This window comes from Thiomonas arsenitoxydans (assembly GCF_000253115.1).
Taxonomy (GTDB): domain Bacteria; phylum Pseudomonadota; class Gammaproteobacteria; order Burkholderiales; family Burkholderiaceae_C; genus Thiomonas; species Thiomonas arsenitoxydans.
The window spans coordinates 451,889-476,493 of record NC_014145.1 but is presented as its reverse complement, the minus strand read 5'-3'; the positions used below and the strand labels follow the sequence as shown (position 1 = coordinate 476,493).

Genomic DNA, 24,605 nt, shown 5'->3' with positions numbered 1-24,605 from the left:
TCACCAAAACAAAAAATGCATTAAAGTGCTTGCTTTGCGGCGAGGCGCGCACTAAAGTGCGCATCAAGTGATATGCAGTTTTATGCAAACCCAAGGAGATGTTCGTGACCCAGCCTGCCCGCGTCGACTACCAGACCAACCCCTCCCAGTATCATCACTGGACCCTGACGTTCGACGGCCCGATCGCCACCCTGGCCGCCGACTTCGATGAAGACGCCGGCCTGCGTTCAGGATATAAGCTTAAGCTCAACAGCTACGACCTCGGCGTCGACATTGAGCTGAGCGACGCGCTCAACCGGATCCGCTTCGAGCATCCGGAAGTGCGCACCGTGGTGGTCACCAGCCTGAAGGACAAGGTGTTCTGCTCCGGCGCGAACATTTTCATGCTGGGTCTGTCCAGCCATGCCTGGAAGGTGAACTTTTGCAAGTTCACCAACGAAACACGTAATGGGATGGAGGACTCCTCGCGCGACGGCAGCCTGAAGTTCCTCGCTGCGGTCAACGGCGCCTGCGCCGGCGGCGGCTACGAGCTCGCCCTCGCCTGCGACCAGATCCTGCTGGTGGACGACCGCTCCAGTGCCGTCAGCCTGCCCGAAGTGCCGCTGCTCGGCGTGCTGCCCGGCACCGGCGGCTTGACCCGCGTGACCGACAAGCGCCACGTTCGCCACGACCTTGCCGACATCTTCTGCACCACCGCCGAAGGCGTGCGCGGCCAGCGCGCGGTCGAATGGGGCCTGGTGGACGCGGTAGCCAAACCCGCTGTGTTCGACAAGGCCGTGCACGACCGCGCGATGGAACTCGCCGCGTATAGCAACCGCCCGGCCGCCGCGCAGGGCGTGAAGCTGACCCCGCTGGACCGTCGCATCGAAGACGATGCCCTGATCTATTCCGCCGTGACCGTGCAGATCGACCGCGCCCATCGCACCGCCACCTTCGTGGTGAAGGGGCCGAGTGGCGAACAGCGAGTCGACACGGCCGCGATGCTGGCGCAGGGAGCGAACTGGTACCCTCTGCGCGTGGCGCGCGAGCTGGACGACGCCATCCTGAGCATGCGCACCAACGAGCTGGCGATCGGCACCTGGCTGCTGCGCACCGAGGGTGACGTCGACGCCATGCTCGCGCTCGACAAGCAACTGCTCGCCAACCGCGATTTCTGGCTGGTGCGCGAAACCATCGGCATGCTGCGCCGCGCCTTCAGCCGTCTGGACGTGTCCTCGCGCAGCCTGTTCGCGCTGATCGAGCCGGGCTCCTGCTTTGCCGGCACGTTGCTGGAAATCGCGCTCACCGCCGACCGCATCTACCAACTCATGCTGCCCGACGATGCGCAGCGCACGCCGAAGATCGTGGTGGGCGAAGTGAACTTCGGCCTCTACCCGATGGCCACGAGCCAGAGCCGCCTGGAGCGCCGCTTCTATGGCGATGCGGCCGCAATCGACAAGGTGCGCGCAGTCATCGGCAAGCCTCTCGACGGCGACGCCGCCAACGCCCTTGGTCTGAACACCCGCAACCCGGACGACATCGACTGGGACGACGAAGTGCGCATCGCAATCGAGGAACGCGTGGCCATGTCGCCAGACGCCCTCACAGGCATGGAAGCCAATTTGCGCTTCAACGGACCGGAGAATCTGTTCACCCGCGTGTTCGGACGCCTGACCGCTTGGCAGAACTGGATCTTCCAGCGCCCCAACGCCGTTGGCGAACACGGAGCGCTCAAGGTTTACGGCAAGGGCGACAAGGCCGAGTTCGACTGGAACCGCGTCTGACCCCCGACCCCGCATCGCCCCCCATCGCAAGTTCTTACCAAGGAGACATCCATCATGTCCAGCGTCGACTACAGCGAAAAAATCCCCAACAACGTAAACCTCAGCGAGGACCGCACTCTGCAGCGTGCCCTAGAACATTGGCAACCCAACTACATCAACTGGTGGCAGGACATGGGGCCCGACGGCTCGCAGAACTTCGACGTGTACCTACGCACCGCCGTGAGCGTGGACCCGCAGGGCTGGGCGCAGTTCGGCCATGTGAAGATGCCCGATTACCGCTGGGGCATTTTCCTCAACCCGGCCGAGAAGGACCGCAAGATCCATTTCGGCGACCACAAGGGCGAGGACGCCTGGCAGGACGTGCCCGGCGAGCATCGCGCCAACCTGCGCCGCATCATCGTGACCCAAGGCGATACCGAGCCCGCGTCCGTCGAGCAGCAGCGTCACCTCGGACTCACCTGCCCTAGCCAGTACGACCTGCGCAACCTGTTCCAGGTGAACGTGGAGGAAGGCCGCCACCTGTGGGCCATGGTCTACCTGCTGCACAAGTACTTCGGCCGCGATGGCCGGGAGGAAGCCGAGGCCCTCCTGGAGCGCAGCAGCGGCGACCAGGACAACCCGCGCATCCTCGGCGCCTTCAACGAGAAGACGCCCGACTGGTTGTCCTATTTCATGTTCACCTACTTCACCGACCGGGACGGCAAGTTCCAGCTCTGCGCCCTGGCCGAGAGCAGCTTCGACCCGCTGGCCCGGACCACCAAGTTCATGCTGACCGAGGAAGCGCACCACATGTTCGTGGGCGAATCTGGCGTGAGCCGCGTGATTCAGCGTACCTGCCAGGTGATGAACGAGATGAAGACTGACGACCCGGCCGAGCTCCGCGCCGCCGGAGTGATCGACCTACCGACTATTCAGCGCTATCTGAACTTCCACTTCAGCGTGACCATAGACCTGTTCGGCGCCGACCAGTCGAGCAACGCCGCCACCTTCTACTCCACCGGCCTGAAGGGTCGCTTCGACGAAGCCAAGCGCACCGACGACCATGTGCTTAAGGGCCACAGCTACAAGATTCTCGACGTGCAGAACGGCAACCTGGTGGAGAAGGAGGTACCGATGCTCAACGCCCTCAACGAGGTGCTGCGCGATGACTATATCAAGGACTCCGTCGGCGGCGTCGACCGCTGGAACAAGGTCATCGACAAGGCCGGCATTCCCTTCCGCCTCACCGTTCCACACAAAGCATTCCACCGCAGCATCGGCACACTAGCGGGCGTGAAGGTGAACCCGAAGGGCAACCCCATCACCGACCACGAGTGGAACCAGCGGGTGGAGGAATGGCTGCCGACCGACGAGGATCGCGACTTCGTCGTTTCGTTGATGGGCCGCGTGGTCGACCCCGGTAAGTTCGCCAACTGGATCGCGCCTCCTGTCATGGGCATCAACCGCCAGCCCGTCGACTTCGAGTACGTGCGCTTCAACTAAGCAGCATCCGCGGGGCGCCCGGGCGCGCCCCTCCCCCTGGAGACCCACATGGACATGGCCGCCCCCGCCGTTCTGCGGCAGCATCTGATTGACCCGGAAATCTGCATCCGCTGCAACACCTGCGAGGCCACCTGCCCCGTCGGTGCCATCACCCATGACGCCAACAACTATGTGGTTGACGCGGATAAATGCAATTTCTGCATGGCCTGCGTGCCGCCCTGTCCCACCGGCGCCATCGACAACTGGCGTGACGTGCCGCGCGACCAGGCCTACCCGCTGGACGCACAGTTCGGATGGGACGTGCTCCCCGAACCGCTCGACCCGCAGGACTGGGAAGGCGCCGACGCCGAAGCGCCCGCGCAGGTCGATGCCATGCCCCTGCGAGCCGCCGTCGCACCGGAAGCGCACGACGTGTTTCGCGGCGCCAGCTTCGGCGCCAGCCTGCCGCCGTGGTCCGCGGCCCATGCCTACACCAATCTCTACGGCCCCAAGGCCGCGGAGAAGTTCATTATTGCCAAGGTGGTAGGCAACGTGCGCGTCACCGAGGTGGGCAAGCAGTACGACACCCACCACATCATGCTGGACTTCGGCGCCATGCCATTCCCGGTACTGGAGGGCCAGTCCATCGGCGTCATCCCGCCTGGCACCGACGAGCAGGGCCGCCCGCATCATGCGCGGCAGTATTCCGTGGCCAGCCCGCGCAACGGCGAGCGCGCTGGCTACAACAACGTGTCGCTCACCATCAAGCGCGTGCTGGAAGACCACCAAGGCAACCCCGTGCGCGGCGTGGCGAGCAACTACATGTGCGACCTGAAGGTGGGCGACTCGGTGCAGGTCATCGGCCCGTTCGGATCCAGCTTCCTGATGCCCAACCACCCCAAGAGCCACATCGTGATGATCTGCACCGGCACCGGCAGCGCTCCGATGCGCGCCATGACCGAATGGCGCCGCCGCCTGCGTAAAAGCGGCAAGTTCGACGGCGGCAAACTCATGCTGTTCTTCGGCGCGCGGACCAAGGAGGAACTGCCCTACTTCGGTCCGCTGCAAAACCTGCCCAAGGACTTCATCGACATTAACTTCGCCTTCTCGCGCGCCGCGGGTCAGCCCAAGCGCTACGTGCAGGATCTGATCCGCGAGCGTGCTGCCGATGTGGCGCAGCTGCTCACCGACCCCAACACCTACATCTACGTCTGCGGCCTCACGGCCATGGAAGACGGCGTGTTGCTCGCCCTGCGCGACGTGGCCGAACAGGCCGACCTGCCTTGGGCCGACACCGTCGCCGCGCTGAAGGCGCAAGGCCGCCTGCATCTGGAGACTTATTGATGGCCGATCTGCAAACCCTCCGCGTCGAGCGCAGAGACCGTGGCGTGGCGCGCGTGGTCATGTCCCGTCCCGCCGTGTTCAACGCCTTCGACGAAGCCATGATCGGCGAGCTTGACCAGGTGTTCACCCAGCTCGCAGACGACCCCGTGGTGCGGGTGATCGTCCTCGCCGGAGACGGCAAGCATTTCAGCGCCGGCGCTGACCTCGAATGGATGCGCCGTGCCAGCAATGCCACGCAGGAATGGAACCTGCAGGACGCGCGCCGCTTCGCCGCTATGCTATGGCGCATCGACTGCTGCCCTAAGCCAACCATCGCCCGCGTGCAGGGCGCAGCGCTGGGCGGCGGCGTGGGGTTGGTGTCCGCCTGCGACATCGCAGTCGCCACGGACAACGCGAGCTTCGCCGTCAGCGAGGCCAAGTTCGGCATTCTGCCGTCGGTGATCGGCCCCTACCTCATCAACGCTGTCGGTCGTCGACAAGCGCGCCGCCTCGCGCTCACCACGCAGCGCATCCGCGCCGACGAGGCCTGCACCATCGGACTGCTGCACCAAGTCGTGCCGACCGAGGAACTCGACGCTGCGATCGATGCCCAAGTCACCGATCTGCTCAACGGCGCGCCTGGCGCCCATGCCGGAATTAAGCGCCTGTTCGCCGCGCTGGACGTTGGCCCCATCACAGAGGACGTGCGCGAACTCACCGCCCAGACCATCAGCCGCGTGCGCGGCGGTGCCGAGGCCAAGGAAGGCTTCGCCGCGTTTCTGGACAAGCGACCGGCCAGCTGGAGCGCGCGATGAGCATGTCCGCGAATGGCCTGAGCCAGGCGCGCGTGCTGGTGGTCGGCGCCGGCATCATGGGCAGCGGCATCGCCCAGGTCGCCGCACAGGCCGGCCAGCATGTGGCCCTGTTCGACACCCGTCCCGGTGCCGCCGAGCAGGCGTATGCCAGGCTGGGCGAGACCTTCGCCATGCTCGAACGCAAGGGCAAGCTCTCCGCCGAGCAGGCCAAGGCGGCGCTGGCGCGCATGGCGCCCGTCGCCAGCCTGCAGAACGCGGCCGACGCCGGGCTGGTGGTCGAAGCCATCGTCGAGAACCTGGACGTCAAGCGCGCGGTGCTCGCCGAGCTGGAGGCCGTCATGGCCGACGACTGCGTGCTCGCCACCAACACCTCCTCGCTGTCCATCACCGCGCTCGGCCGCGACATGCGCCGTCCCGAACGGCTGGTGGGCATGCACTTCTTCAACCCCGTGCCGCTGATGAAGCTGGTGGAAGTGGTATCGGGGCTGCGCACCGCCCGGCCCGTGGCCGACGCCGTGTTCGCCCTCGCGCGGCGCTGGGGCAAGACCGCCGTGCATGCCCGTTCCACGCCCGGATTCATCGTCAATCGCATCGCCCGCCCCTTCTATGCCGAGACGCTCGCGCTGCTGCAGGTGCAGGCCGCCGAACCGCATGTGCTCGACGCCTGCCTGCGCGGCGCCGGTTTTCGCATGGGACCGTGCGAGCTGATGGACCTGATCGGCCACGATACCAACTTCGCCGTGACCAGCGCTGTGTACGCCGCGAACTTCCAGGATAAGCGCTTCGTGCCCTCGCTGCTGCAAGGCGAATTGATGGACGGCGGTCTGCTCGGTCGCAAGGCCGGACGCGGCTTCTACGACTACACCGAGGGCGCGGAAATACCCCGCGTAGCTGAATTCGCACCGGGCACGCCGCCAGCCGGCACCGCGCAGGTTTGCGGCAGCGGCCCGCTGGCCGACCGCCTGGCCGCCGCCCTTAAAGCACACGGCTCGGCACCCACGTGCGATGCCACCTGCGACTGGACCGGCCTGTGCATCGGCAACGCGCAGCTACGCCTCACCGACGGCCGGCGCGCCACCGCCCTCGGCGGCGCTGTGGCCGTGTTTGACCTGCCGCTGTCCGACGCGCCCGGTGCGGCCCTCGCCTGGGCGCCTTCCGCCCGCGCCGACGCCGCCTGGATCGACGCAGCTCCCCAATGGCTGCGCGCCCTCGGCTTCAACCCGCAGCGCGTGGCCGATGCGCCTGGGCTGGTCGTCGCCCGCACCATTGCCATGCTGATCAACGAGGCCGCAGACGCCGTGCAGCAGGGCGTGTGCACCGCTGACGATGCCGACGCCGCGATGCGCCTCGGGATGAATTACCCCGCCGGGCCGTTCACCTGGCTGACCGGCTGGAGCGCTACCAACGTGGCGCGGCTGCTCGACAACCTGGACGCGGCCGAACGCGGCGAACGCTACCGCGTCAGCCCGTGGCTGCGCGAACGCGCCGACCTGGAGGCCGCATGAGCGAACGGATCAACCTCGCCTGCGACCTGCGGGTGGACATCGGCGACGACGGCATCGCCGAACTGGTCTTTGGCCTGGCCGGCGGCATGCCAGCCACCGACGCGGACGGCCATGCAGCGCTCGGCACCGTCTGGACACAGTTGGCGGCCGGCGGCAACGTGCGCTGCGTTCTCGTGCGCAGCGAAGGCAAGGGCTGCTGCGCCGACGGCTCGCCGGACGTGGTGGACGGCATGCTCGGCAGCGAGCAGACGCGGCTGCGCATCATGCGCGAGGCCCGCGCCATCGTGCAGGGCATGATCGATTGCGACCTGCCGATCATCTCGGCGATCAAAGGTGCGGCCGTCGGCGCGGGCGCGGCGAGGGCGCTGCTGGCGGACATTTCCATCGCCGGACGCAAGGCCAAGATCATCGACGGCCACACCAAGATCGGCGTCGCCGCGGGCGACCATGCCGCGCGCATCTGGCCGCTGTTGTGCGACATGGCCAAGGCCAAGATGCACCTGCTGCTGTGCGATGCTACCGACGGCACCAAGGCCGAGCGCATCGGCCTGGTCAGCCTGGTTGCCGAAGACGACGCCTTGCCGCAGACCGCCCGCGACATCGCCGGCCGACTCGCTAGGGGCAGCGCCACCGCGCTGACCTTCACCATGCGCAGCCTCAATGACTGGCTACGCATGGCGTGGCCGATGTTCGAACACCCCCTGGCGTCGGAAATCCTCGGTTTTGCCGGGGCGGCGGCGCCTGAATGCGTCGCCGCCGTGCAGAGCTGTCGCGTACCCCAGTTTCCTTCCGTGACCGGTTCCCATCATGTCTGACGCCTTCATCTGCGACGCCCTGCGCACGCCATTCGGCCGCTATGGCGGCGCCCTGTCCTCCGTCCGCGCCGACGACCTCGGCGCTGTGCCGATCCGCGCGCTCATGCAGCGCCACGCCTGCATCGACTGGGAGGCGGTGGACGACGTGTTCTACGGCTGTGCTAACCAGGCGGGCGAGGACAACCGCAACGTCGCGCGCATGAGCGCCCTGCTTGCCGGCCTGCCGGTCAGCGTGCCCGGCACGACCATCAACCGGCTGTGCGGCTCCGGCATGGACGCCGTCGGCACCGCCGCCCGTGCCCTTCGCGCCGGCGAAGCGGATCTGCTCATCGCAGGCGGGATGGAGAGTATGAGCCGAGCGCCCTTCGTGATGCCCAAGGCGGAAGCCGCCTTCAGCCGCGCCAACGCGGTTTACGACACCACCATCGGCTGGCGCTTCGTCAACCCGCTGATGCGCCAGCAGTATGGCGTGGATTCCATGCCCGAAACCGCGGAGAACGTGGCACAGGAATTCGGCATTTCCCGCGAAGATCAGGACCGCATGGCTCTACGATCGCAACAGAAGACCGCCGCTGCCCAGGCCGCAGGCCGGCTGGCCGAAGAGATCGTGCCGGTCGAGATTCCGCGCAAGCGCGGCGACCCGGAGATTTTCGACACCGACGAACACCCGCGCGAAACCAGCCTGGATGCTCTCGCCAAACTGCGCGGGGTGGTGCGCCCGGACGGCACTATCACGGCCGGCAACGCGAGCGGCGTGAACGATGGTGCCTGCGCACTGCTGCTGGCCACCGAAGAGGCGGCACGGCGCCACGGTCTGGCCCCGAAAGCCCGGGTGGTGGCGATGGCCACGGCCGGGGTGCCACCGCGCATCATGGGCATGGGGCCCGCCCCCGCCAGCCGCAAGGCACTCGCCCGCGCCGGCCTGCGCGTGGAGGACATGGACGTCATCGAACTCAACGAGGCCTTCGCTGCGCAGGGCCTGGCCGTGCTGCGCGATCTGGGCATCGCCGACGAGGATCCCCGCGTCAACCCCAACGGAGGCGCCATCGCCCTCGGCCACCCGCTCGGCGCCAGCGGCGCGCGACTGGTGATGACGGCGATGTATCAACTGCACCGCATCGGCGGCCGCTACGCCCTCGCGACCATGTGCGTGGGCGTCGGGCAGGGCATCGCGGTGGTGATCGAACGGGTCTGATGACGTGTGCATGTTTGCGCCAACCGAAAATTGAGCCGGTGGCTCAAAAATTGCCTCGGCGCTCACAGATCGAGTTTTTCGTCGGATAGCCAAGCTGGCGGATGGTCAAGCCGACCTGACCTTGCCCCTGTTGGACGTAGTCCATAGCCACCTTGTTACGCGGCTTGTTTTGACTGGCCCGCGTGCCAGTTTGCTTCGAACCTCATCGGGCTGATGTAGCCCAGCGTGGAGTGAAGTCGGCGATGGTTATAGAACGTCAACCAGTCGATCACCTCATCCATCGCCTGGCGCCGGGTGGCGAATGTCCTGCCATAGAGGCGCCCCACCTTCAGGCTGCCCCACAGGCTCTCGGTCGGCGCATGATCCCAGCAGTTGCCCTTGCGACTCATCAACGACAGCATGCCGTAGCTGGCCAGCGCATCCTGGAACGCGTGGCTGCAGTATTGGCTGCCGCGGTCCGAGTGGAAGATCAGGCCCGGCGCGGGCTGACGCCTGAACCACGCCATGCGCAGCGCATCCGTCACCAGACTGGCCTGCATGTGCGGCTGCATGCTCCAGCCCACCACTTGGCGACTGAACAGGTCAAGCACCGCAACCAGATACAGCCAGCCTTCGCCGGTGGCGATGTAGGTGATGTCGCTGCTCCAGACCCGGTCGGGCGCCACCGGGGTGAAGTCGCGCGCCAGCAAGTTCTCAGCGATCGGCAGATCGTGTTTGCTATCCGTCGTCACCACGAATTTCCTCTTGCTACGCGCCTTGATGCCGTGCGTGTGCATCAATCGCTGCATGCGGTGTTTGCCGACGCGAAGACCACGCACCAACAATTTCTTCCACACTCTTGGCCAGCCGTATTCGCCTTTGACTTGGGCGTGGATGGCTCGGATGTGAGCCAGCAGAGCCTCGTTGCTGAGCCGCGTACCGCGAGGCGGACAGGGCTGCGCGCTGCGCCGCCGACGCTGATGAGCGAAGTAGCCGCTGGGGCTCACGCCCAACACATCGCACATCACGGTGACGGGCCACGCCGCCTTGTTCTTGCCGATCCAGGCGTACTTCACAGCGATTCCTTTGCAAAGTACGCCGTCGCTTTTTTTTAGGATGTCGCGCTCCATCTTCACGCGCGCCAGCTCGGCACGCAATCGTGCCAGCTCCATCTGCTCGGCGCTCACCGGTCGTTCGCCGACGCCCTGCAGCGCCCCCTTCTCGGCCAGCCGAACCCAGTTGCTCAGCGTCTGCTTCGGTAGACCCAGCACGCGCGCCGTCACCGACGCTTCCTGCCCGGCCTTGACCAGCCGAACGGCCTCCAGCTTGAACTCCAGTGTGTACCGCGCTCGGTGCTGCCCTTGATCTGTCTTGCTCATCTTTCGTGCTCCATGGATACATTTTCAGCCTCAGCTATGGAGTACATTTTTCGGGGGCAAGTTCATGGCGATTTGCCGTAAACAGGCAGACTCCATCGGCGCCGCAGCGACAGAAAGCGGATCAGCGCGCAACTGCCCGCGCCCAACCAGGGGGTGAGCATCACGTTCCATCCGCGCACCTGCCCGAGCACCTGCACGCAAGCGCCAATGAGTGCCGCCAGTGCGTAGATTTCCCGCTGCAGGATGACTGGAACGCGATTGAGCAGCACGTCACGCATGACGCCGCCGCCGACTGCCGTGACGACGCCAAGCACGATGGAGACTTCCACATTGTGGGTCATCACCATGGCCTTGTGGGCGCCCGCAACGGCGAAAAACCCAAGCCCGAGGGCGTCGAAGAAGATCACCGGGTGCCGCAGACGCTGGATCAGCGTCTGCGACCATATTGACATGGCGGCAGCAAGGATCGCCAGGGCTGCGTAGCGCCACTGTGAAATTCCCGCCGGTGGCACGAAGCCCAGACAGAGGTCACGCACGATGCCGCCCCCACAGGCTGCGACGTAGGTGTTGATTTCCATGCAAACCTGACCCACTATTTTCATCTCGATCTGACCCACCCTTGTTTGTGAACTTGAAGCTCACGTTGTGGATAAGTTCTTGGGTATCTTCTCCTTCTTGGTCGTCTGTGGGGGTTGCTGTGCAGAGCTGTTTTTGAACCGGAAGCTGTCGTTACCGGTTTCCAGAATATGGCAGTGATGCGTGAGCCGGTCTAGCAGTGCCGTGGTCATTTTGGCATCCCCGAACACGCCGGCCCATTCGCTGAAGCTCAGGTTGGTGGTGATCACGACACTGGTGCGCTCGTACAGCTTGGACAGCAGGTGAAACAGCAAGGCACCGCCTGAAGCGCTGAACGGCAGGTAACCCAGCTCATCGAGAATCACCAGATCGGCATAGGCCAGCCGGTGGGCCAACTGTCCGGACTTGCCGTTGGCCTTCTCCTGCTCCAATGCATTGACCAGCTCCACCGTGGACAAGAACCGAACCCTGCGGTGATGGTGCTCAATGGCCTGCACACCGAGGGCTGTGGCAATGTGGGTCTTGCCAGTGCCGGGCCCGCCCACGAGGACCACGTTGTTGGCATCCTCCAGGAACGCGCACCGATGCAACTGGCGCACCAGGGCTTCGTTCACTTCGCTGTGCGAGAAGTCAAAGCCTGCCAGGTCCCGATACGCCGGGAATCTTGCCCCCTTCAACTGGTAGGCCACCGAGCGCACTTCTCGCTCGGCGGTCTCCGCTTTGAGTAACTGCGACAGGATCGGCTGGGCTGCCTCGAAAGCGGGAGCACCTTGCTCGGCCAGTTCAGTGACCGCCTGGGCCATGCCGTGCATCTTGAGCTCGCGCAGCATGATCACGATGGAAGCGATGGCAGGGTCATGACGCATAGCGGACCTCCCTCAGTTGGTCATAGCGAAGCACGTTGGCCTGGGGTTCCACAGACAGCTTGAGTGCCTGGGGAGAGGTGACAGGCGCCGGGGCCGGCTTGCCATCGAGCAAGCGGTGCAAGACATTCAGGATGTGGGTCTTGCTGGCGGCTCCGGCCTCCAAGGCCAGTTCCACCGCCGCCAGCACAGCCTGCTCGTCGTGGTGCAGCACCAGCGCCATAACCTCCACCATCTCCCTATCTCCACCCGGCTGTTTCACGAGTGCAGCCTGCAGTCGCTTGAAGGCTCCAGGCAGCTCCAGGAACGGAGCACCGTTGCGCAGGGCCCCGGGCTTGCGCTGCAGCACCGCCAGGTAGTGGCGCCAGTCGTAGACGGTCTGGCCAGCGCCATGGTGGTTGCGCTCGATCAGGCGCTGATGCTCACAGACGATCTGGCCCTCGGCCGCGACAACCAGGCGATCCGCGTAGACCCGCAGGCTCACAGGCCGATTGGCCTACGGCGCTGGCACGCTGTAGCGGTTGCGCTCGAAGTGGATCAGGCAGGTGGGCGAGACCCGCTTGGTGTGTTCCACAAAGCCATCGAAGGGCCGTGGCACCGGCATCAAGGCGGCCCGCTCCTGGGCCCAGACGTGAGCTACGGTACCCGGCAGCTTGCCATGCGCAATCTCGCGCCATAGCGCCTGGCAGCGTTGTTCCAGCCAGACGTTGAGATCGTCGAGGGCCGGGAAGGCCGGCACGACTTGCCACAGCCGGTGGCGCGCATCACACACATTCTTCTCCACCTGGCCCTTCTCCCAGCCGGAGGCGGGGTTGCAGAACTCGGCCTCGAACAAGAAGTGGCTGGCCATGGCCGCAAAGCGTGCGTTGACATCACGTTCCTTACCCCTGCGAACCCGATCCACAGCGGTGCGCATGTTGTCATAGATACCCCGGCGCGGCACGCCACCGAACACCGCAAAGGCGTGGTTGTGCGCGTCAAACAGCATCTCGTGGGTCTGCAGCAGATAGGCGCGCAGGTAGAACGCCCGGCTGTGGCTGAGCTTGAAGTGCGCCACCTGCAGCTTGGTGCGCACTCCGGCAATAACCGCCCAGTCCTCACTCCAGTCAAACTGAAAGGCCTCACCTGGGCCGAAGGTCAGGGGCACGAAGGTGCCACGGCCCGTAGTCTGCTGGGCCACCAGGCGCTCCTCGTGCCAAAGCCGGACGAAGGCCGCGACGCGGTTGTAGGAGCCCGGGTAGCCCAGGGTCTGTAGATCCGCGTGCATCTGCTTGACGGTGCGCCGCTGCTTGCGTGATCGGCCAGCCTCGGCCTTGAGCCAGCCAGCGAGTTTGCCAGCGAAAGGATCGAGCTTGCTGGGGCTAACCCGCTTGGCGTAGTGCGGTTCGGACTCGCCTGCGCGCAGGTACTTGCGGATGGTGTTGCGAGAAAGGCCGGTGCGGCGGGAGATCTCGCGGATGGACATCTGCTCGCGCAGGGCACAGCGTCTGATAACACTCAGTGTTGCCACGTCTATCACTCCTGGTCTCCTGCTGCTAAACAAAGCAGCAGGTTAGGGTTAGTACGTGGGTCAGATTTAGATGGAAATCCTGGGGGTTACTGGGTCAGTTCTGGATGGAAATCAACACACTGGCCTGACGGAGCCGCGAAAAAGGCCGCATGGGCCGTCTTCGACCGCCTGGACACGCTCGACCCGCAGGCCATCGGTGCGATGCAAGACACCGGCCTAGACGGCAACCCCGAAGGCACAACCTACCTACGCCTAAGCGAGGCGGCACTGGCGCTGTTCGTGCAATGGCGCACCGAACTCGAAAGCCGTCTTCGCAGTGCCGACCTGCATCCCGCCGTTGAGAGCCACTTGGCGAAGTATCGCAAGCTGGTGCCTGCCCTGGCGCTGATCTGCCACTTGGCCGATGACGGCAGCGGCCCGGTGAGTGAAACGGCCATGCTGCGCGCATTAGGCTGGGCGACCTACCTGGAGTCGCATGCCCGGCGAATCTACGGCGGTGCAGTATCGCCCGAAGTGGAGGCCGCCCGCGCCATCCTGCGGCGCATCAAGAAGGGTGATCTGCCCCGCGATGGATTCGGCAGCAGGGATGTGTGGCGACCGAATTGGACAGGACTGAGCGACCGCGATCTGGTCATGGCCGCGCTGGGTTATCTGGTGGACATGGGTTGGTTGCACCAGCGACGCGAACCGACCGCAGGCCGACCCTCGACCATCTACACGCTGAACGGGAGGGCGAAGCTGTGAGCAATATCTACCTCGACCGCCTGCGCTCAATTTCTGGGAAGCCGCCCGTGCAGGAACTGTCAAAAGTGTCAAAAGGGGCTTTTGGCAGTTTTGGCAGTGCGCGCACCACCCGCATTCTGGTGGACAGGGGATGGTTCGCGTGAACGGCTCACGTCAACCACAGGCGGCCCATTGACCGTTCATCGACTGAACGGGAGGGTCAAGCTGTGAGCAAGCAACATTTACTTGGTCGCCCTTGAAAAACCCCTGTGACCCGCATAAACGCTCACTTTTTTGTGTTTTCTTGTCCACCGAATCCCTTGGGCATGACGGCCACATCCTGCTCGCCACACTGGAGCAGGCCACCATTCTGATGCAGGACTGGGCCGTGGCGATTGAGCACGTCGTGGTCGATCTGGGCTTTCGCGGGGTGGACGCCGACAACCCCGATCAACACCTCATCCACCGCGGCAAGTTCAAGCGTCTGAGCCCGCAGCACCGCACCTGGCTGCGCCGTCGCTCGGCGGTGGAGCCCGCCATCGGACATCTGAAGGCCGATCACCGCCTGGATCGCTGCTGGCTCAAAGGGGCGCTGGGCGACGCGCTGCACGCGATCAGTTGCGCGGCGGGCTACAACATCCAGTGGCTGCTGCGCTATTGTCCGTCTGGGGCTGGGGCCGGTTTTTTTGCGCCTGCTGCACAGAAGGCTTGGGGTTTTGCGGGCGGCCAGTGCCTCGCGATCAGAGCCCAACTGCTCAGGCATTTGCTTTGCGCAGGGCGTCATCGGGCCCGCCCTGGCGACACCAGTCTGAGCTGCCTGCCGTTTTTCGTCTTCCAGGAGCCGATGTGTAGCATCGAGACCTGAAGGACGAGACGAAGTGAAGACGATCCCGAAACAGCAGTACACGGCCGAGTTCAAGGACCAGGCCGTCAAGCATGCCCAGGCAGTTGGCGTGGGTGCGGCAGCTCGCGAACTGGGGCTGGTGGAGCAGACGCTGCGCAACTGGGTGAAGGCTGCCCAGGCCGGCCATCTGGCGGGAGCGGGCGCGAAGCCGGTGACGCCGGAACAGATGGAGCTGTCGCGGCTGAGGGCGGAGAACGCCCGGCTGCGGATGCACGTGGACATCTTAAAAAAAGCGACTGCGTACTTCGCCAAGGATGCGCTGTGAAGTACGCGTGGATCGACGCGCAGCGCCGCGACCATCCCCTGCCTGAGCTGTGCGAGGTGCTCGGCGTGAGCATCAGCGGCTACCGCGCCTGGCGCCGCGGCGGCAAGCCCGATCGCGCCCGCCTGAGCGATGCGCAGGCCCTGACGCTGATGCGCAGCATCCACGCCGAGTTCAAGGCTGCCTACGGCTCGCGGCGCATGCACCGCGAGTTGCAGGGGCGCGGCCATCGCATCGGCCTGCGGCGGGTGGAACGACTCATGCGCGAGCACGGCATCAGGGCACGCCACAAGCGACGATTCAAGGCGACGACGGACTCCCGGCATTCGCTGCCCATCGCGCCGAATCTGCTGGCGCGTAACTTCGCACCCGAGGCGCCGAATCGAGTCTGGACGGGGGATATCACGTACATCCAAACCGGCGAGGGCTGGCTGTACCTGGCCATCGTCCTCGATCTGTTCAACCGCGAGATCGTCGGCTGGTCGATCAAACCGCGCATGACCGCGGACATCGTCACCGATGCCCTGACCATGGCGTGGTTCCGGCGCAAGCCCGAGGCTGGAATCGTGTTTCACAGCGATCGCGGAAGTCAATACGCAAGTGCCGCCATGGCGGCCAAGCTGCGTGACTTCGGCATGACCGCATCGATGAGTCGCAAGGGCAACTGCTGGGACAACGCGCCGACCGAGAGCTTCTTCAACAGCCTCAAAAACGAGCGGGTGCACGGCACGTCGTACCCGACCCGCGCCGACGCGCAGGCCGACCTGTTCCAGTACATCGAGGCGTTCTACAACCGGAGTCGCCGCCACTCCACGCTGGGCTACCGCTCGCCGATTCGCTTCCTGGAGGAGTGGCTCAGCAAGCATGGCGATCAGCCATCCATGGCGGCATGAGAGCGGCCATCTGGAAGGCGAAATTCGACGGGCACCTCATTTGGCGACGCCTGCCAATCATCGCGTCATACCACCCCGCCCCTCGCCTCCTCAGCAGCAGGCGAATGTTGTGAGCAGCGCCGCACAGTACCGCATGCTGCTCGTCGCCCAGAGCGCCATTGAGGCGATTGCAGCCCAAGTTGACTACCTATCTCGCAACTATGTCGGCCAAACGAGCTGCTAGCCCGCGCCGACTTGTGGGATAAATTGTGGGAATGTACAGCTAAGTTATTGTTTTTATTAGTATTCTGGCGGAGACGAAGGGATTCGAACCCTTGATGCGCTTTTGGCACATACTCCCTTAGCAGGGGAGCACCTTCGGCCACTCGGTCACGTCTCCAGTTGCCTCAAGTTTCCTTTTGGCAAATTGCTTGTGGCTTCATGCGTTCAGCAAAGTCGGCAATTATTACACGCATTCACCTGCGATCGCCACCTTGACGGAAAACGTCGCGGCTCAGGCGCTTTGTTCTAGGTCGAAGGCCTTGTGCAAGGAGCGCACCGCAAGCTCCATGTACTTTTCTTCGATGACCACCGAGACCTTGATTTCCGAGGTGGAGATCATCTGGATGTTGATGCCTTCTTCCGACAGGGTGCGGAACATTTTGCTGGCCACGCCGGCGTGCGAACGCATGCCCATGCCCACGATGGAAACCTTGCACACTTTCGGATCGCCGAGAATTTCCTTGGCGCCGATGTGGGCCTGCACGCTGGACTTGAGAATGTCGAGCGCGCGCGCGTAATCGCCCCGGCCCACGGTGAAGGTGAAGTCGGTGAAACCGGCCACGCTCTGGTTTTGCAGAATCATGTCGACTTCGATATTGGCCTCGCCCACGGCACTGAGAATCTGATAGGCGATGCCGGGCCGGTCGGGCACGCCAACCACGATGATCTTGGCTTCGTCGCGGGCAAAGGCGATGCCCGACACCACGGCTTGTTCCATGTTTTCGTCTTCCTCAAAGGTGATGAGTGTGCCGCTGCGCGACTCTTGCTCCAGCGGCAGGTCCCACGGGGTCAGGCTGGAGAGCACGCGCAGGCGAACCTTGTACTTGCCCGCGAATTCCACCGAGCGGATTTGCAACACCTTGGAGCCGAGGCTGGCCATCTCCAGCATTTCTTCGAAGGTGATGGTGTCGAGCCGCCGGGCTTCGGGCACGATGCGCGGATCGGTGGTGTAGACGCCGTCGACGTCGGTGTAGATCTGGCATTCGTCGGCTTGCAAGGCCGCTGCGAGCGCCACGCCCGAGGTATCTGAGCCGCCCCGGCCCAGGGTGGTGATGTTGCCCTGCGCGTCCACGCCTTGAAACCCGGCAACGACGGGGATGATGCCCTGAGCGAGATCGGCCTTGAGTTTGTCGGCGTCGATGGACTCGATGCGGGCCTTGGTGAAGGCGCTGTCGGTATGCACGGCGATCTGCGCGCCGGTGTAGCTTCGAGCTTTGTGTCCCAGCGCCTGCAGCGCCATGGACAGCAGGCCGATGGTGACCTGCTCGCCGGTCGAAGCCACGACGTCGAGTTCGCGCGGATCGGGCTGGGGCTGGATTTCTTTGGCCAGCGCGATCAGGCGATTGGTTTCACCCGACATCGCAGAGACCACCACCACGACCTGATGCCCGGCTTCGTGCCACTTGGCCACGCGCCTGGCCACGTTTTTGATCCGTTCGGCTGACCCCACCGAGGTGCCGCCGTATTTCTGGACGATGAGTGCCATGAGAAATGCGTTCGAGAGCTGCGAAAGTCTCTTTGCCCGGCGCACGATGCACCTGACCGTTTCGCTGCAAGGCTTCGCATTCTAGGCTTTCTCTGCTGCGGCATCGCCCCATTTCAAACGCAGACAAGCCCCCTGACGCTGAAGGATGCAGCCTGGCAGACGCAGTTCGAGGCGATGCGCGCCCTGCCCGGTCCGCAAGACTTGTCGCACTAGTTCGTCGGTCCGCGCACGGTCCAGTCGCTGCCCGTTTTGCCGCAGCCAAAGCCGCAAGACCTCGCTAGCAGATACGGCGCCCAGTGCGCGCAAGGCGGCAAGATCCAACCCCTGGGGTTGCATGCAAAGGCGCAATTGCTGCGCCGCCGTCGATTGAATCTGCGCGTCGGCCGCTGCGCACAAGGCGGCGCTGCGGCCCAGCGTCTGCCGATAGGCGGGTTCGAGCCGGGCGAGAACCGGCACCAGTTCATGCCGAATGCGGCTGCGCCGAAACGCGGGGTCGGCATTCATCGGATCGTCCAGAAAGCTCACCGCCTGCGCCTTGAGCCAGCTCCGCAATTCGGCCGCGCCGCAGTCCAGCAAGGGTCGCGCAAAGCTGCAGCCGTGACGCTGCATCTGCGCGGGCATCGCCGCCAAGCCGCGCGGCCCTGCCCCGCGCAACAAGGCGAGCAAGAGCGTCTCGACCTGATCGTCCCCATGCTGCGCAAGCAGAACCACCGCGCAGTTCTGCTCGCGCGCAAGCTTGGCCAGCGCCAAATAGCGGGCCTCGCGCGCGACTTCTTCCAAGCTCTGTCCCCGCGCCACATCGACCTGCAGAGTGGCCTCGGCATACGCCACATCGAGGGCGGCGCAGGCTTGAGCGCAATGTTGCGCGAACAACTGGGCCGAGGTTTGCAAGCCATGATTGACGTGCAAGGCACAAAGCCGTCCACCGCCCCAGAGCGTGCGGGCCGCAAGCAGCAAAGCCGTGGAATCGGCCCCGCCGCTGAAGGCAATGCCGATTCGCTCGGCCTGGGCGACGCCGGGGTTCTGCGACGCGAAACGCCTGAGCGCGGCAAGCGCGGGGTTGTTCAGCAAGGGCAGCGCCGACTGTGAAGCCGACGAGGTGGACCCATCAAGTGAACCGACGAAGGCGGTCAACGTCCCGCCGTCTTGGTGTCTTCGAATTTGCCAAAGCCCTGCAGCCGCTCCAGCCGCTGCTTCACCAGATCGGCCGGCTTGGTGTGCTGGAAGTGGCGCAGCGATTCGCCCAGCGCGCGCTTGAGCGAAGCCGCCATCGCCACAGGGTCGCGGTGTGCGCCACCAACCGGCTCGCTGACGATCTTGTCCACCAGGCCCAGCGCCTTGAGGCGGTGCGCGGTGAGGCCCAGCGCCTCGGCGGCTTCCGGCGCTTTTTCCGCGCTCTTCCAAAGAATGGAGGCGCAGCCCTCGGGCGAAATCACCGAGTAGATCGAATACTGCAGCATGAGCAACTGGTCGCACACCGCAATAGCTAACGCCCCGCCCGATCCGCCTTCGCCGATGATGGTGGAAATGATGGGCACTTCGAGCTGCGCCATCTCGTAGATATTGCGGCCAATGGCTTCGGACTGGCTGCGTTCTTCGGCGTCGATGCCGGGATAGGCGCCGGGCGTATCGACAAAGGTGAAGATGGGCAGGTGGAATTTTTCGGCCAGTTTCATCAGCCGCAGCGCCTTGCGATAGCCCTCGGGCTTGGGCATGCCGAAGTTGCGCATCGCGCGCTCCTTGGTGTCGCGCCCCTTCTGGTGGCCGATCACCATGCAGGCCTGCCCGCCCAGACGCGCCAGGCCGCCCACGATGGACAGGTCGTCGGCATAGGCGCGATCGCCGTGCAGCTCGTGAAAGTCGGTGAAGATCTGGTGGGCGTAGTCGAGGGTGTAAGGCCGCTGGGCGTGCCGCGCAATCTGCGTGGTCTGCCAGGGCGTGAGCTTGGCGTAGAGGTCTTTGGTGAGCTGCTGGCTTTTTTTCTGCAAGCGCCCGATTTCTTCGGAAATATCGACCGCCGATTCATCCTGCACAAAGCGCAGTTCGTCGATTTTGTTCTCGAGTTCGGCAACCGGTTGCTCGAAATCGAGAAAGACTTTTTTGCTCATATTCACCTCGGGAAATGATCCGCTCCTGCGTTGCAAACGCGCAAATCAATACGCAACCGGCAACGGGTCCAGACTGCGCCAAATATACCAAGTCCCCACTGAACGCCACGGCGCCCAGGCGGCGGCCACTTCGCGCACCTCGCTCTGGGTCACGGGCTCGCCGGCGAAGTAAGTCTGGCTCACGCCTTTGATCAGCCCCAGGTCGCCCAAGGGCAGGACGTCCGGGCGCATCAGGTGAAAGATCAGAAACATGTCCGCCGTCCAGCGGCCAATCCCGCGGATGGTCAGCAGTTCAGCGGCGATGGCCTCGTCGGGCATCTCTTGCCATTGATCCGGATGCACCTCCCCGGCGTGGAATTTGACGGCGAGGTCACGCACATAGCCCGCCTTGCGACCCGACAGGCCGCAAGCACGCAGAGCCTCGTCATCGAGGCCGACCAGATGTTCCGGCGCGACTTGGGGCACGGCGGCACAGAGCCGATCCCAGACCGTCTGCGCCGCCTTGACGGAAATCTGCTGACCAATGATGGAACGCGCCAAAGTCTGAAACGGATCGCCCCGGCTTTGCAGCCGCGTGCCCGCATGCGTCTTGATGAGTTTGCGCATCACGCGATCGGTGCGCTGCAGGTGGGCGCAGGCCTTGTCCCAATCGAGCGGGATGGGGCCTTTGGTGGAGACGACCGTATCCGACCAAGCCGGTGCTCGCGCCATCAAGCCGCCCTCCACACCGTGATCCCGCCCGGCTTGTCTTCGAGCACGATGCCCTTGGCGCTGAGCTCGGCGCGGATGCGATCGGCCTCGGCAAAGTTGCGCGCCTGTTTGGCGGCGATGCGGGCCTGCACCAACTGCTCCACCCACGCCGCATCCACCGCGGCGGCCTTGCTTTGCAGGAACTCGCGCGGATTCTGCTGCAGCAGACCGAGCACGCCGCCCAACCCCTTGAGCAGCGCCGCCAGATCGGCATCGCCCGTTTTGTTGACCTCGGTCGCCAGCTCGAACAACACCGCCATGGCCTCGGGCGTATTGAGATCGTCATTCATCGCGGCGGCAAAGGCCTGCGCGCGAGGGTGGCTCCAGTCGAGCCGCGCGGGTAGCTCGGCGAACGGGTCGAGCGCGGTGTAGAGTCGGGTGAGCGCAGCGTGGGCGTCTTGCAGGTGTTCGTCGCTGTAGTTCAGCGGGCTGCGATAGTGCGCACGGACGATGAACAGCCGCACGGTTTCGGCGTCCACATGCTGGAGGATGTCGCGGATGGTGAAAAAATTACCCAGCGATTTGGACATCTTCTCGCCGTCCACCCGCACGAAACCGTTGTGCAGCCAGACATTGGCCATGGGCTTGCCACTCGCGCCCTCGCTTTGCGCGATTTCGTTCTCGTGATGCGGAAATTGCAGATCGGCCCCGCCGCCGTGAATATCGAAAGTCTCGCCCAGCAGCGCGCAGCTCATGGCCGAACATTCGATATGCCAGCCGGGACGGCCCGGGCCGTCATCGGAAGGCCATTTCACCTCCTCGGGCTCGGCGGGTTTGGCCGCTTTCCACAGCACAAAGTCCAGCGGATCTTGCTTGGCGGTATCGACCTCCACGCGCTCGCCCGCGCGCAGTTCATCGAGCGACTTGCCCGACAACTTGCCGTAGCCGGGAAACGCGCGCACATGAAAGTTCACATCGCCCGCGCTGTCGCGATAGGCCAGACCGCGCGTTTTGAGCTTGCCGATCAGGTCGAGCATCTGCGGCACATAGTCGGTGGCGCGCGGCTCATGGGTGGGACGCTCCACGCCGAGGGCGTCGGCATCTTCGTGCATGGCGGCGATGAAGCGGTCGGTGAGCGCGCGGATGGTCTCGCCGTTGTCCTGCGCGCGCCGGATGATTTTGTCGTCAATATCAGTAATGTTGCGCACATAAGTCACGCGCAAGCCCTGCGCCTTGAGCCAGCGCTGCAGCAGATCGAACACCACCATCACCCGCGCGTGCCCGATGTGACAGTAGTCGTACACCGTCATGCCGCAGACATACATGCGGACATGGCCGGGCTCGATGGGCACGAAACGGTCTTTCCCGCGGGTGAGGGTATTGTGTAGATGCAACGCAGTCATGGAATTGGGTTTGGGAACAGCGGTTTGTGCGCGGGCGCGCCATGTCCCCAGATAAAATTAAAAACTTAGCACAAGCAGCCAGTTTCCGGCTTGACGCGCTGCACTTGAATCCGCGCTGCGCGTCGCCAGTCCGCACGGCGTTTGTCCAGACTTCAAACCACTCATCCAGTCACCCAATGCGAAATCGCCTTCTCGCCACCCTGATCGCCCTCACGCTGGGTGCACCAACCGTCTGGGCGGCAGACGCGGCCAGTGTCAGCCAAAGCCTGCAAAAAGGCGATCTGAGCAGTGCGCTGACGCAGGTGGACACGCTGCTGACGCAAAAGCCCAAAGACCCGCAGTACCAGTTTTTGAAGGGCGTCATCCTCACCGAGCAGAAAAAAGACGCCCAGGCCATCAAAATCTTTCAGTCGCTCACTGAACAATATCCCGAGTTGCCCGAGCCCTACAACAATCTGGCCGTGCTCTACGCCCAGCAAGGGCAGTACGACAAGGCCCGCGCCGCGCTCGACATGGCCATTCGCACTAACCCGAGCTACGCCACCGCGCAGGCCAACTTGGGCGATATTTACGCCAAGCTCGCTAGCCAAGCCTACCAAAAGGCGCTGCAACTCGCCCCCGACGAAAACGCCAGCGCCCGAGTCAAGCTCAACCTGATTCGCGAATTGTTCGAGCAGGGCAAAAATCCCGCCGTTCAAACCGCCTCTGCGGCGCCCTTGAAAGTGACCACGGCGCAGCCCGCGAAAGAAACCAAAGCCGAGGCCAAGCCCGCTGCGGCCGCGCCTGCGCCGAAGCCGGTAGTGGTGGCCGCCGAAAAACCCGCGGCCAAACCCAAGCCCGCGCCGACGGCCCCGGTTGCCACCAAGCCTGCCGCGCCCGCACCCGCTGAAAACAAATCGGCGCCCGCCGCTGCGCCTGCGCAGACCAACGCCAGCGAACAGGCCGCGGTGTCCGAAGCTGTTGAGCGCTGGGCCGACGCTTGGCAAAACAAGAATCTGCCAGGCTATTTCGCCGCCTACGCCCCCAATTTCAAGCCGGAGAAGGGCATGAGCTTGAGCGCCTGGAAGGATCAGCGTCGAGCACGCATTTCCGACAAAGCCAAGATCACGGTGAAAGTGCACGCGCTCAAGGTGCAGATCGACGGTGACGAAGCCACCGCGCGCTTCCGGCAGCACTATACCTCCGGTTCGCTCGATTTTGACGGCCCGAAAACCCTGCAAATGCAGCGTGAAAACGGCAAGTGGCTGATCGTGCGCGAGATCGTCGGCTGAACGGCCACTCTAGCCACTGAAGGCTGCCTCATTTAGCTGTGATTTCAAGCGCCTCGCATCGATCCGCTGTGAAGCCCGCATTCCGCCGCCCTCCTCTGCGCAAGTTGTTGCCTTGGGCGCTGCTGTGCGTGCCGCTGGTGTTCGCGGCCCGCGCCGCGACCGACTACAACGCGATGCCCAGCGCCGCACCGGGCAGTCGCCTGCTGCATGACCTGGCGGCCGAACCGGCAGGCGAGTTGGCCAGCAACGCCGCAGGCCCGTCCACCGGTTCAGTGCAGCAACCCGTCGTTTCGGCGCGCACCCTGCTCAAACTCACCACCTCGCTGAGCGCACCCCCCAACCAGGACGGCGCGGAACGGCGCCTGCTCCACGCTTACGCCGAAGTCGCTGCCGGCCACCTCGATGCGGCGCGGGCGCAAGCCGAGCAACTGGCGCGGGACTACCCGCATTTCTCCCTGGCGCAATTGCTTCTGGGCGATGTCATGCAAGCCAGCGCCGGAAATCCTGCGGGCTTCGCCGCGGCCCCGCCACCCGCGCTTTCGGAACAACAGGCGCAGCAACACGCCCGCGTTCTGGAACTTCGGGCGGAGGCACTGGCCCGCCTCGCCGCCTACACCGCACCGCCCCCGACCGGGGCGATTGCCGCCAATCTGGTGGCGCTGGCGCCCGACGTGCAGCGCGCCATCGTGGTGGATACCGCCCGTTCGCGTCTGTATCTTTTTGAGCAGCGCAACGGCGTGCCCCAGCTCGAGGCGAGCTACTACTTCAGCCAGGGCAAATTCGGCGCGGGCAAGACCCAGATCGGCGATATGAAAACGCCGCTGGGCATTTACTTCATCACCCGCAAAATCGGCGCCAAAGACCTCAAACCGCTCTACGGCGCCGGCGCGCTCACGCTGAACTACCCCAACGAGTGGGATAAGCAGCAAGGCCACACCGGCTTTGGCGTCTGGCTGCACGGCACACCGCCGGGCAGCTATGCCCGGGTTCCCCTGGCGTCTGACGGCTGCGTGGTGCTGTCCAACCCGGACGTGCTCAGCCTCATGGCCGACACCCCGGCGGGCAGCACCCCGGTGGTCATCACCCGCCATGTGCAATGGCTGAGCGTCTCGCAGTGGACTGCCCAGCGCCAGCGCATCACGGCGCAGTTGCAGACCGACGTCGTTCAGGCGGCTGCGCAAGGTGCGCGTCCGCAAGACACGCTCGCCGCCAGCGCCTCGGCGCCGAATACTGCGCACGCGCCTGCGCGCAACCCATCCATCACCCCCGGCGCGCTCACCGTCCTGCAATACCCGGGGCAAAGGGTGGTGCAGTACAGTGCGGCCGGTGCGCCCTCCAGCCCGCTCTATCGTCAGTACTGGGCCCAGCGCAACAACCAGTGGCAACTCATTTTTCAAGGAAGCGTTTCGTAATGAATTCC

The 24,605-nt window shown here is 64.5% G+C and carries 21 protein-coding genes, 1 tRNA gene and 2 pseudogenes; 13 read left to right on the top strand and 11 right to left on the bottom strand.

Features of this window, described 5'->3' with window-relative positions; translation table 11 throughout:
- The first annotated feature begins 104 nt into the window (after nt 1-104).
- Genes boxC through pcaF form a run of 7 tightly spaced genes read left to right on the top strand, consistent with a single transcriptional unit; the run spans nt 105 to nt 8,877 of the window.
- On the top strand, nt 105-1,763 hold the full coding sequence (gene boxC / locus THI_RS02200) for a 2,3-epoxybenzoyl-CoA dihydrolase (RefSeq protein WP_013104591.1): 1,659 nt from the start codon (nt 105-107) through the stop codon (nt 1,761-1,763).
- Between the two features lie 54 nt (nt 1,764-1,817).
- A complete protein-coding gene (boxB, locus tag THI_RS02195) occupies nt 1,818-3,245 on the top strand; it encodes a benzoyl-CoA 2,3-epoxidase subunit BoxB (protein ID WP_013104590.1) in 1,428 nt (475 codons plus the stop codon).
- Between the two features lie 48 nt (nt 3,246-3,293).
- On the top strand, nt 3,294-4,568 hold the full coding sequence (boxA, locus tag THI_RS02190; protein ID WP_013104589.1) for a benzoyl-CoA 2,3-epoxidase subunit BoxA: 1,275 nt from the start codon (nt 3,294-3,296) through the stop codon (nt 4,566-4,568).
- Nucleotides 4,568-5,362 (top strand): enoyl-CoA hydratase-related protein, encoded by a 795-nt coding sequence (locus THI_RS02185; RefSeq protein ID WP_013104588.1) that lies wholly within the window; start codon nt 4,568-4,570, stop codon nt 5,360-5,362. Before boxA ends, THI_RS02185 begins: the two co-directional genes overlap by 1 nt.
- A complete protein-coding gene (locus THI_RS02180) occupies nt 5,359-6,867 on the top strand; it encodes a 3-hydroxyacyl-CoA dehydrogenase (protein ID WP_013104587.1) in 1,509 nt (502 codons plus the stop codon). The genes THI_RS02185 and THI_RS02180 overlap by 4 nt, the downstream gene beginning before the upstream one ends.
- The gene (locus THI_RS02175) at nt 6,864-7,682 is read left to right on the top strand and encodes an enoyl-CoA hydratase/isomerase family protein (protein ID WP_013104586.1); all 819 of its coding nucleotides are present in this window, start codon (nt 6,864-6,866) and stop codon (nt 7,680-7,682) included. The genes THI_RS02180 and THI_RS02175 overlap by 4 nt, the downstream gene beginning before the upstream one ends.
- The gene (pcaF, locus tag THI_RS02170) at nt 7,675-8,877 is read left to right on the top strand and encodes a 3-oxoadipyl-CoA thiolase (RefSeq protein WP_013104585.1); all 1,203 of its coding nucleotides are present in this window, start codon (nt 7,675-7,677) and stop codon (nt 8,875-8,877) included. The genes THI_RS02175 and pcaF overlap by 8 nt, the downstream gene beginning before the upstream one ends.
- Nucleotides 8,878-9,032: 155 nt before the next feature.
- On the opposite strand, the gene THI_RS02165 is transcribed toward pcaF, so the two are convergent.
- From THI_RS02165 to istA, 4 genes and pseudogenes are all read right to left on the bottom strand, one after another.
- On the bottom strand, nt 9,033-10,235 hold the full coding sequence (locus THI_RS02165; RefSeq protein WP_013104584.1) for an IS3-like element ISThsp11 family transposase: 1,203 nt from the start codon (nt 10,233-10,235) through the stop codon (nt 9,033-9,035).
- 62 nt (nt 10,236-10,297) lie between these two features.
- The gene (locus THI_RS02160; RefSeq protein WP_231836328.1) at nt 10,298-10,813 is read right to left on the bottom strand and encodes a trimeric intracellular cation channel family protein; all 516 of its coding nucleotides are present in this window, start codon (nt 10,811-10,813) and stop codon (nt 10,298-10,300) included.
- A 60-nt stretch (nt 10,814-10,873) separates the two neighbouring features.
- A complete protein-coding gene (istB, locus tag THI_RS02155; protein WP_013104582.1) occupies nt 10,874-11,677 on the bottom strand; it encodes an IS21-like element ISThsp10 family helper ATPase IstB in 804 nt (267 codons plus the stop codon).
- A pseudogene (istA, locus tag THI_RS02150) lies at nt 11,667-13,193 on the bottom strand (IS21-like element ISThsp10 family transposase). The gene istB and the pseudogene istA overlap by 11 nt, the downstream one beginning before the upstream one ends.
- Between istA and THI_RS19115 the strand changes: the two are divergent.
- The 4 genes from THI_RS19115 (at nt 13,140) to THI_RS02130 (ending at nt 15,966) form a co-directional block, all read left to right on the top strand.
- A complete protein-coding gene (locus THI_RS19115) occupies nt 13,140-13,928 on the top strand; it encodes a DUF3987 domain-containing protein (RefSeq protein ID WP_083829887.1) in 789 nt (262 codons plus the stop codon). The pseudogene istA and the gene THI_RS19115 overlap by 54 nt on opposite strands.
- Nucleotides 13,925-14,071: a hypothetical protein gene (locus THI_RS18695; RefSeq protein WP_157096588.1), complete on the top strand. Its 147-nt coding sequence runs from the start codon at nt 13,925-13,927 to the stop codon at nt 14,069-14,071. The genes THI_RS19115 and THI_RS18695 overlap by 4 nt, the downstream gene beginning before the upstream one ends.
- Before the next feature lie 140 nt (nt 14,072-14,211).
- A complete protein-coding gene (locus THI_RS18000) occupies nt 14,212-14,772 on the top strand; it encodes a hypothetical protein (protein WP_050985896.1) in 561 nt (186 codons plus the stop codon).
- Nucleotides 14,773-14,785: 13 nt separating this feature from the next.
- A protein-coding gene (locus THI_RS02130) for an IS3-like element ISThsp4 family transposase (RefSeq protein WP_157096564.1) occupies nt 14,786-15,966 on the top strand; the annotation gives its coding sequence in 2 pieces (ribosomal slippage) (nt 14,786-15,032 and nt 15,032-15,966; 1,182 coding nt in all).
- Here the strand turns inward: THI_RS02130 and THI_RS19570 are convergent.
- The 7 genes and pseudogenes from THI_RS19570 to cysS form a co-directional block, all read right to left on the bottom strand.
- Nucleotides 15,929-16,135, bottom strand: a pseudogene (locus THI_RS19570) (hypothetical protein); the annotation flags it as partial. The gene THI_RS02130 and the pseudogene THI_RS19570 overlap by 38 nt on opposite strands.
- Before the next feature lie 119 nt (nt 16,136-16,254).
- A tRNA-Ser gene (locus tag THI_RS02125) sits at nt 16,255-16,345 on the bottom strand.
- A 114-nt stretch (nt 16,346-16,459) separates the two neighbouring features.
- On the bottom strand, nt 16,460-17,713 hold the full coding sequence (locus tag THI_RS02120; RefSeq protein ID WP_013104578.1) for an aspartate kinase: 1,254 nt from the start codon (nt 17,711-17,713) through the stop codon (nt 16,460-16,462).
- Nucleotides 17,714-17,794: 81 nt separating this feature from the next.
- Nucleotides 17,795-18,784 (bottom strand): tRNA lysidine(34) synthetase TilS, encoded by a 990-nt coding sequence (gene tilS, locus THI_RS02115; RefSeq protein WP_231836325.1) that lies wholly within the window; start codon nt 18,782-18,784, stop codon nt 17,795-17,797.
- A gap of 59 nt (nt 18,785-18,843) precedes the next feature.
- Nucleotides 18,844-19,821, bottom strand: coding sequence for an acetyl-CoA carboxylase carboxyltransferase subunit alpha (locus tag THI_RS02110; protein ID WP_013104576.1), 978 nt, complete (start codon nt 19,819-19,821; stop codon nt 18,844-18,846).
- A gap of 45 nt (nt 19,822-19,866) precedes the next feature.
- Nucleotides 19,867-20,532, bottom strand: coding sequence for a DNA-3-methyladenine glycosylase family protein (locus THI_RS02105; protein WP_041608863.1), 666 nt, complete (start codon nt 20,530-20,532; stop codon nt 19,867-19,869).
- Entirely contained in the window at nt 20,532-21,914 is a 1,383-nt protein-coding gene (cysS, locus tag THI_RS02100; protein WP_013104574.1) for a cysteine--tRNA ligase, read from the bottom strand. Before cysS ends, THI_RS02105 begins: the two co-directional genes overlap by 1 nt.
- 176 nt (nt 21,915-22,090) lie before the next feature.
- Here cysS and THI_RS02095 point away from each other — a divergent pair, with 176 nt between their 5' ends.
- Together THI_RS02095 and THI_RS02090 are read left to right on the top strand one after the other, a co-directional pair.
- A complete protein-coding gene (locus THI_RS02095) occupies nt 22,091-23,185 on the top strand; it encodes a nuclear transport factor 2 family protein (RefSeq protein WP_013104573.1) in 1,095 nt (364 codons plus the stop codon).
- Nucleotides 23,186-23,253: 68 nt separating this feature from the next.
- The gene (locus THI_RS02090; protein ID WP_050985895.1) at nt 23,254-24,597 is read left to right on the top strand and encodes a L,D-transpeptidase family protein; all 1,344 of its coding nucleotides are present in this window, start codon (nt 23,254-23,256) and stop codon (nt 24,595-24,597) included.
- Nucleotides 24,598-24,605: the final 8 nt, after the last annotated feature.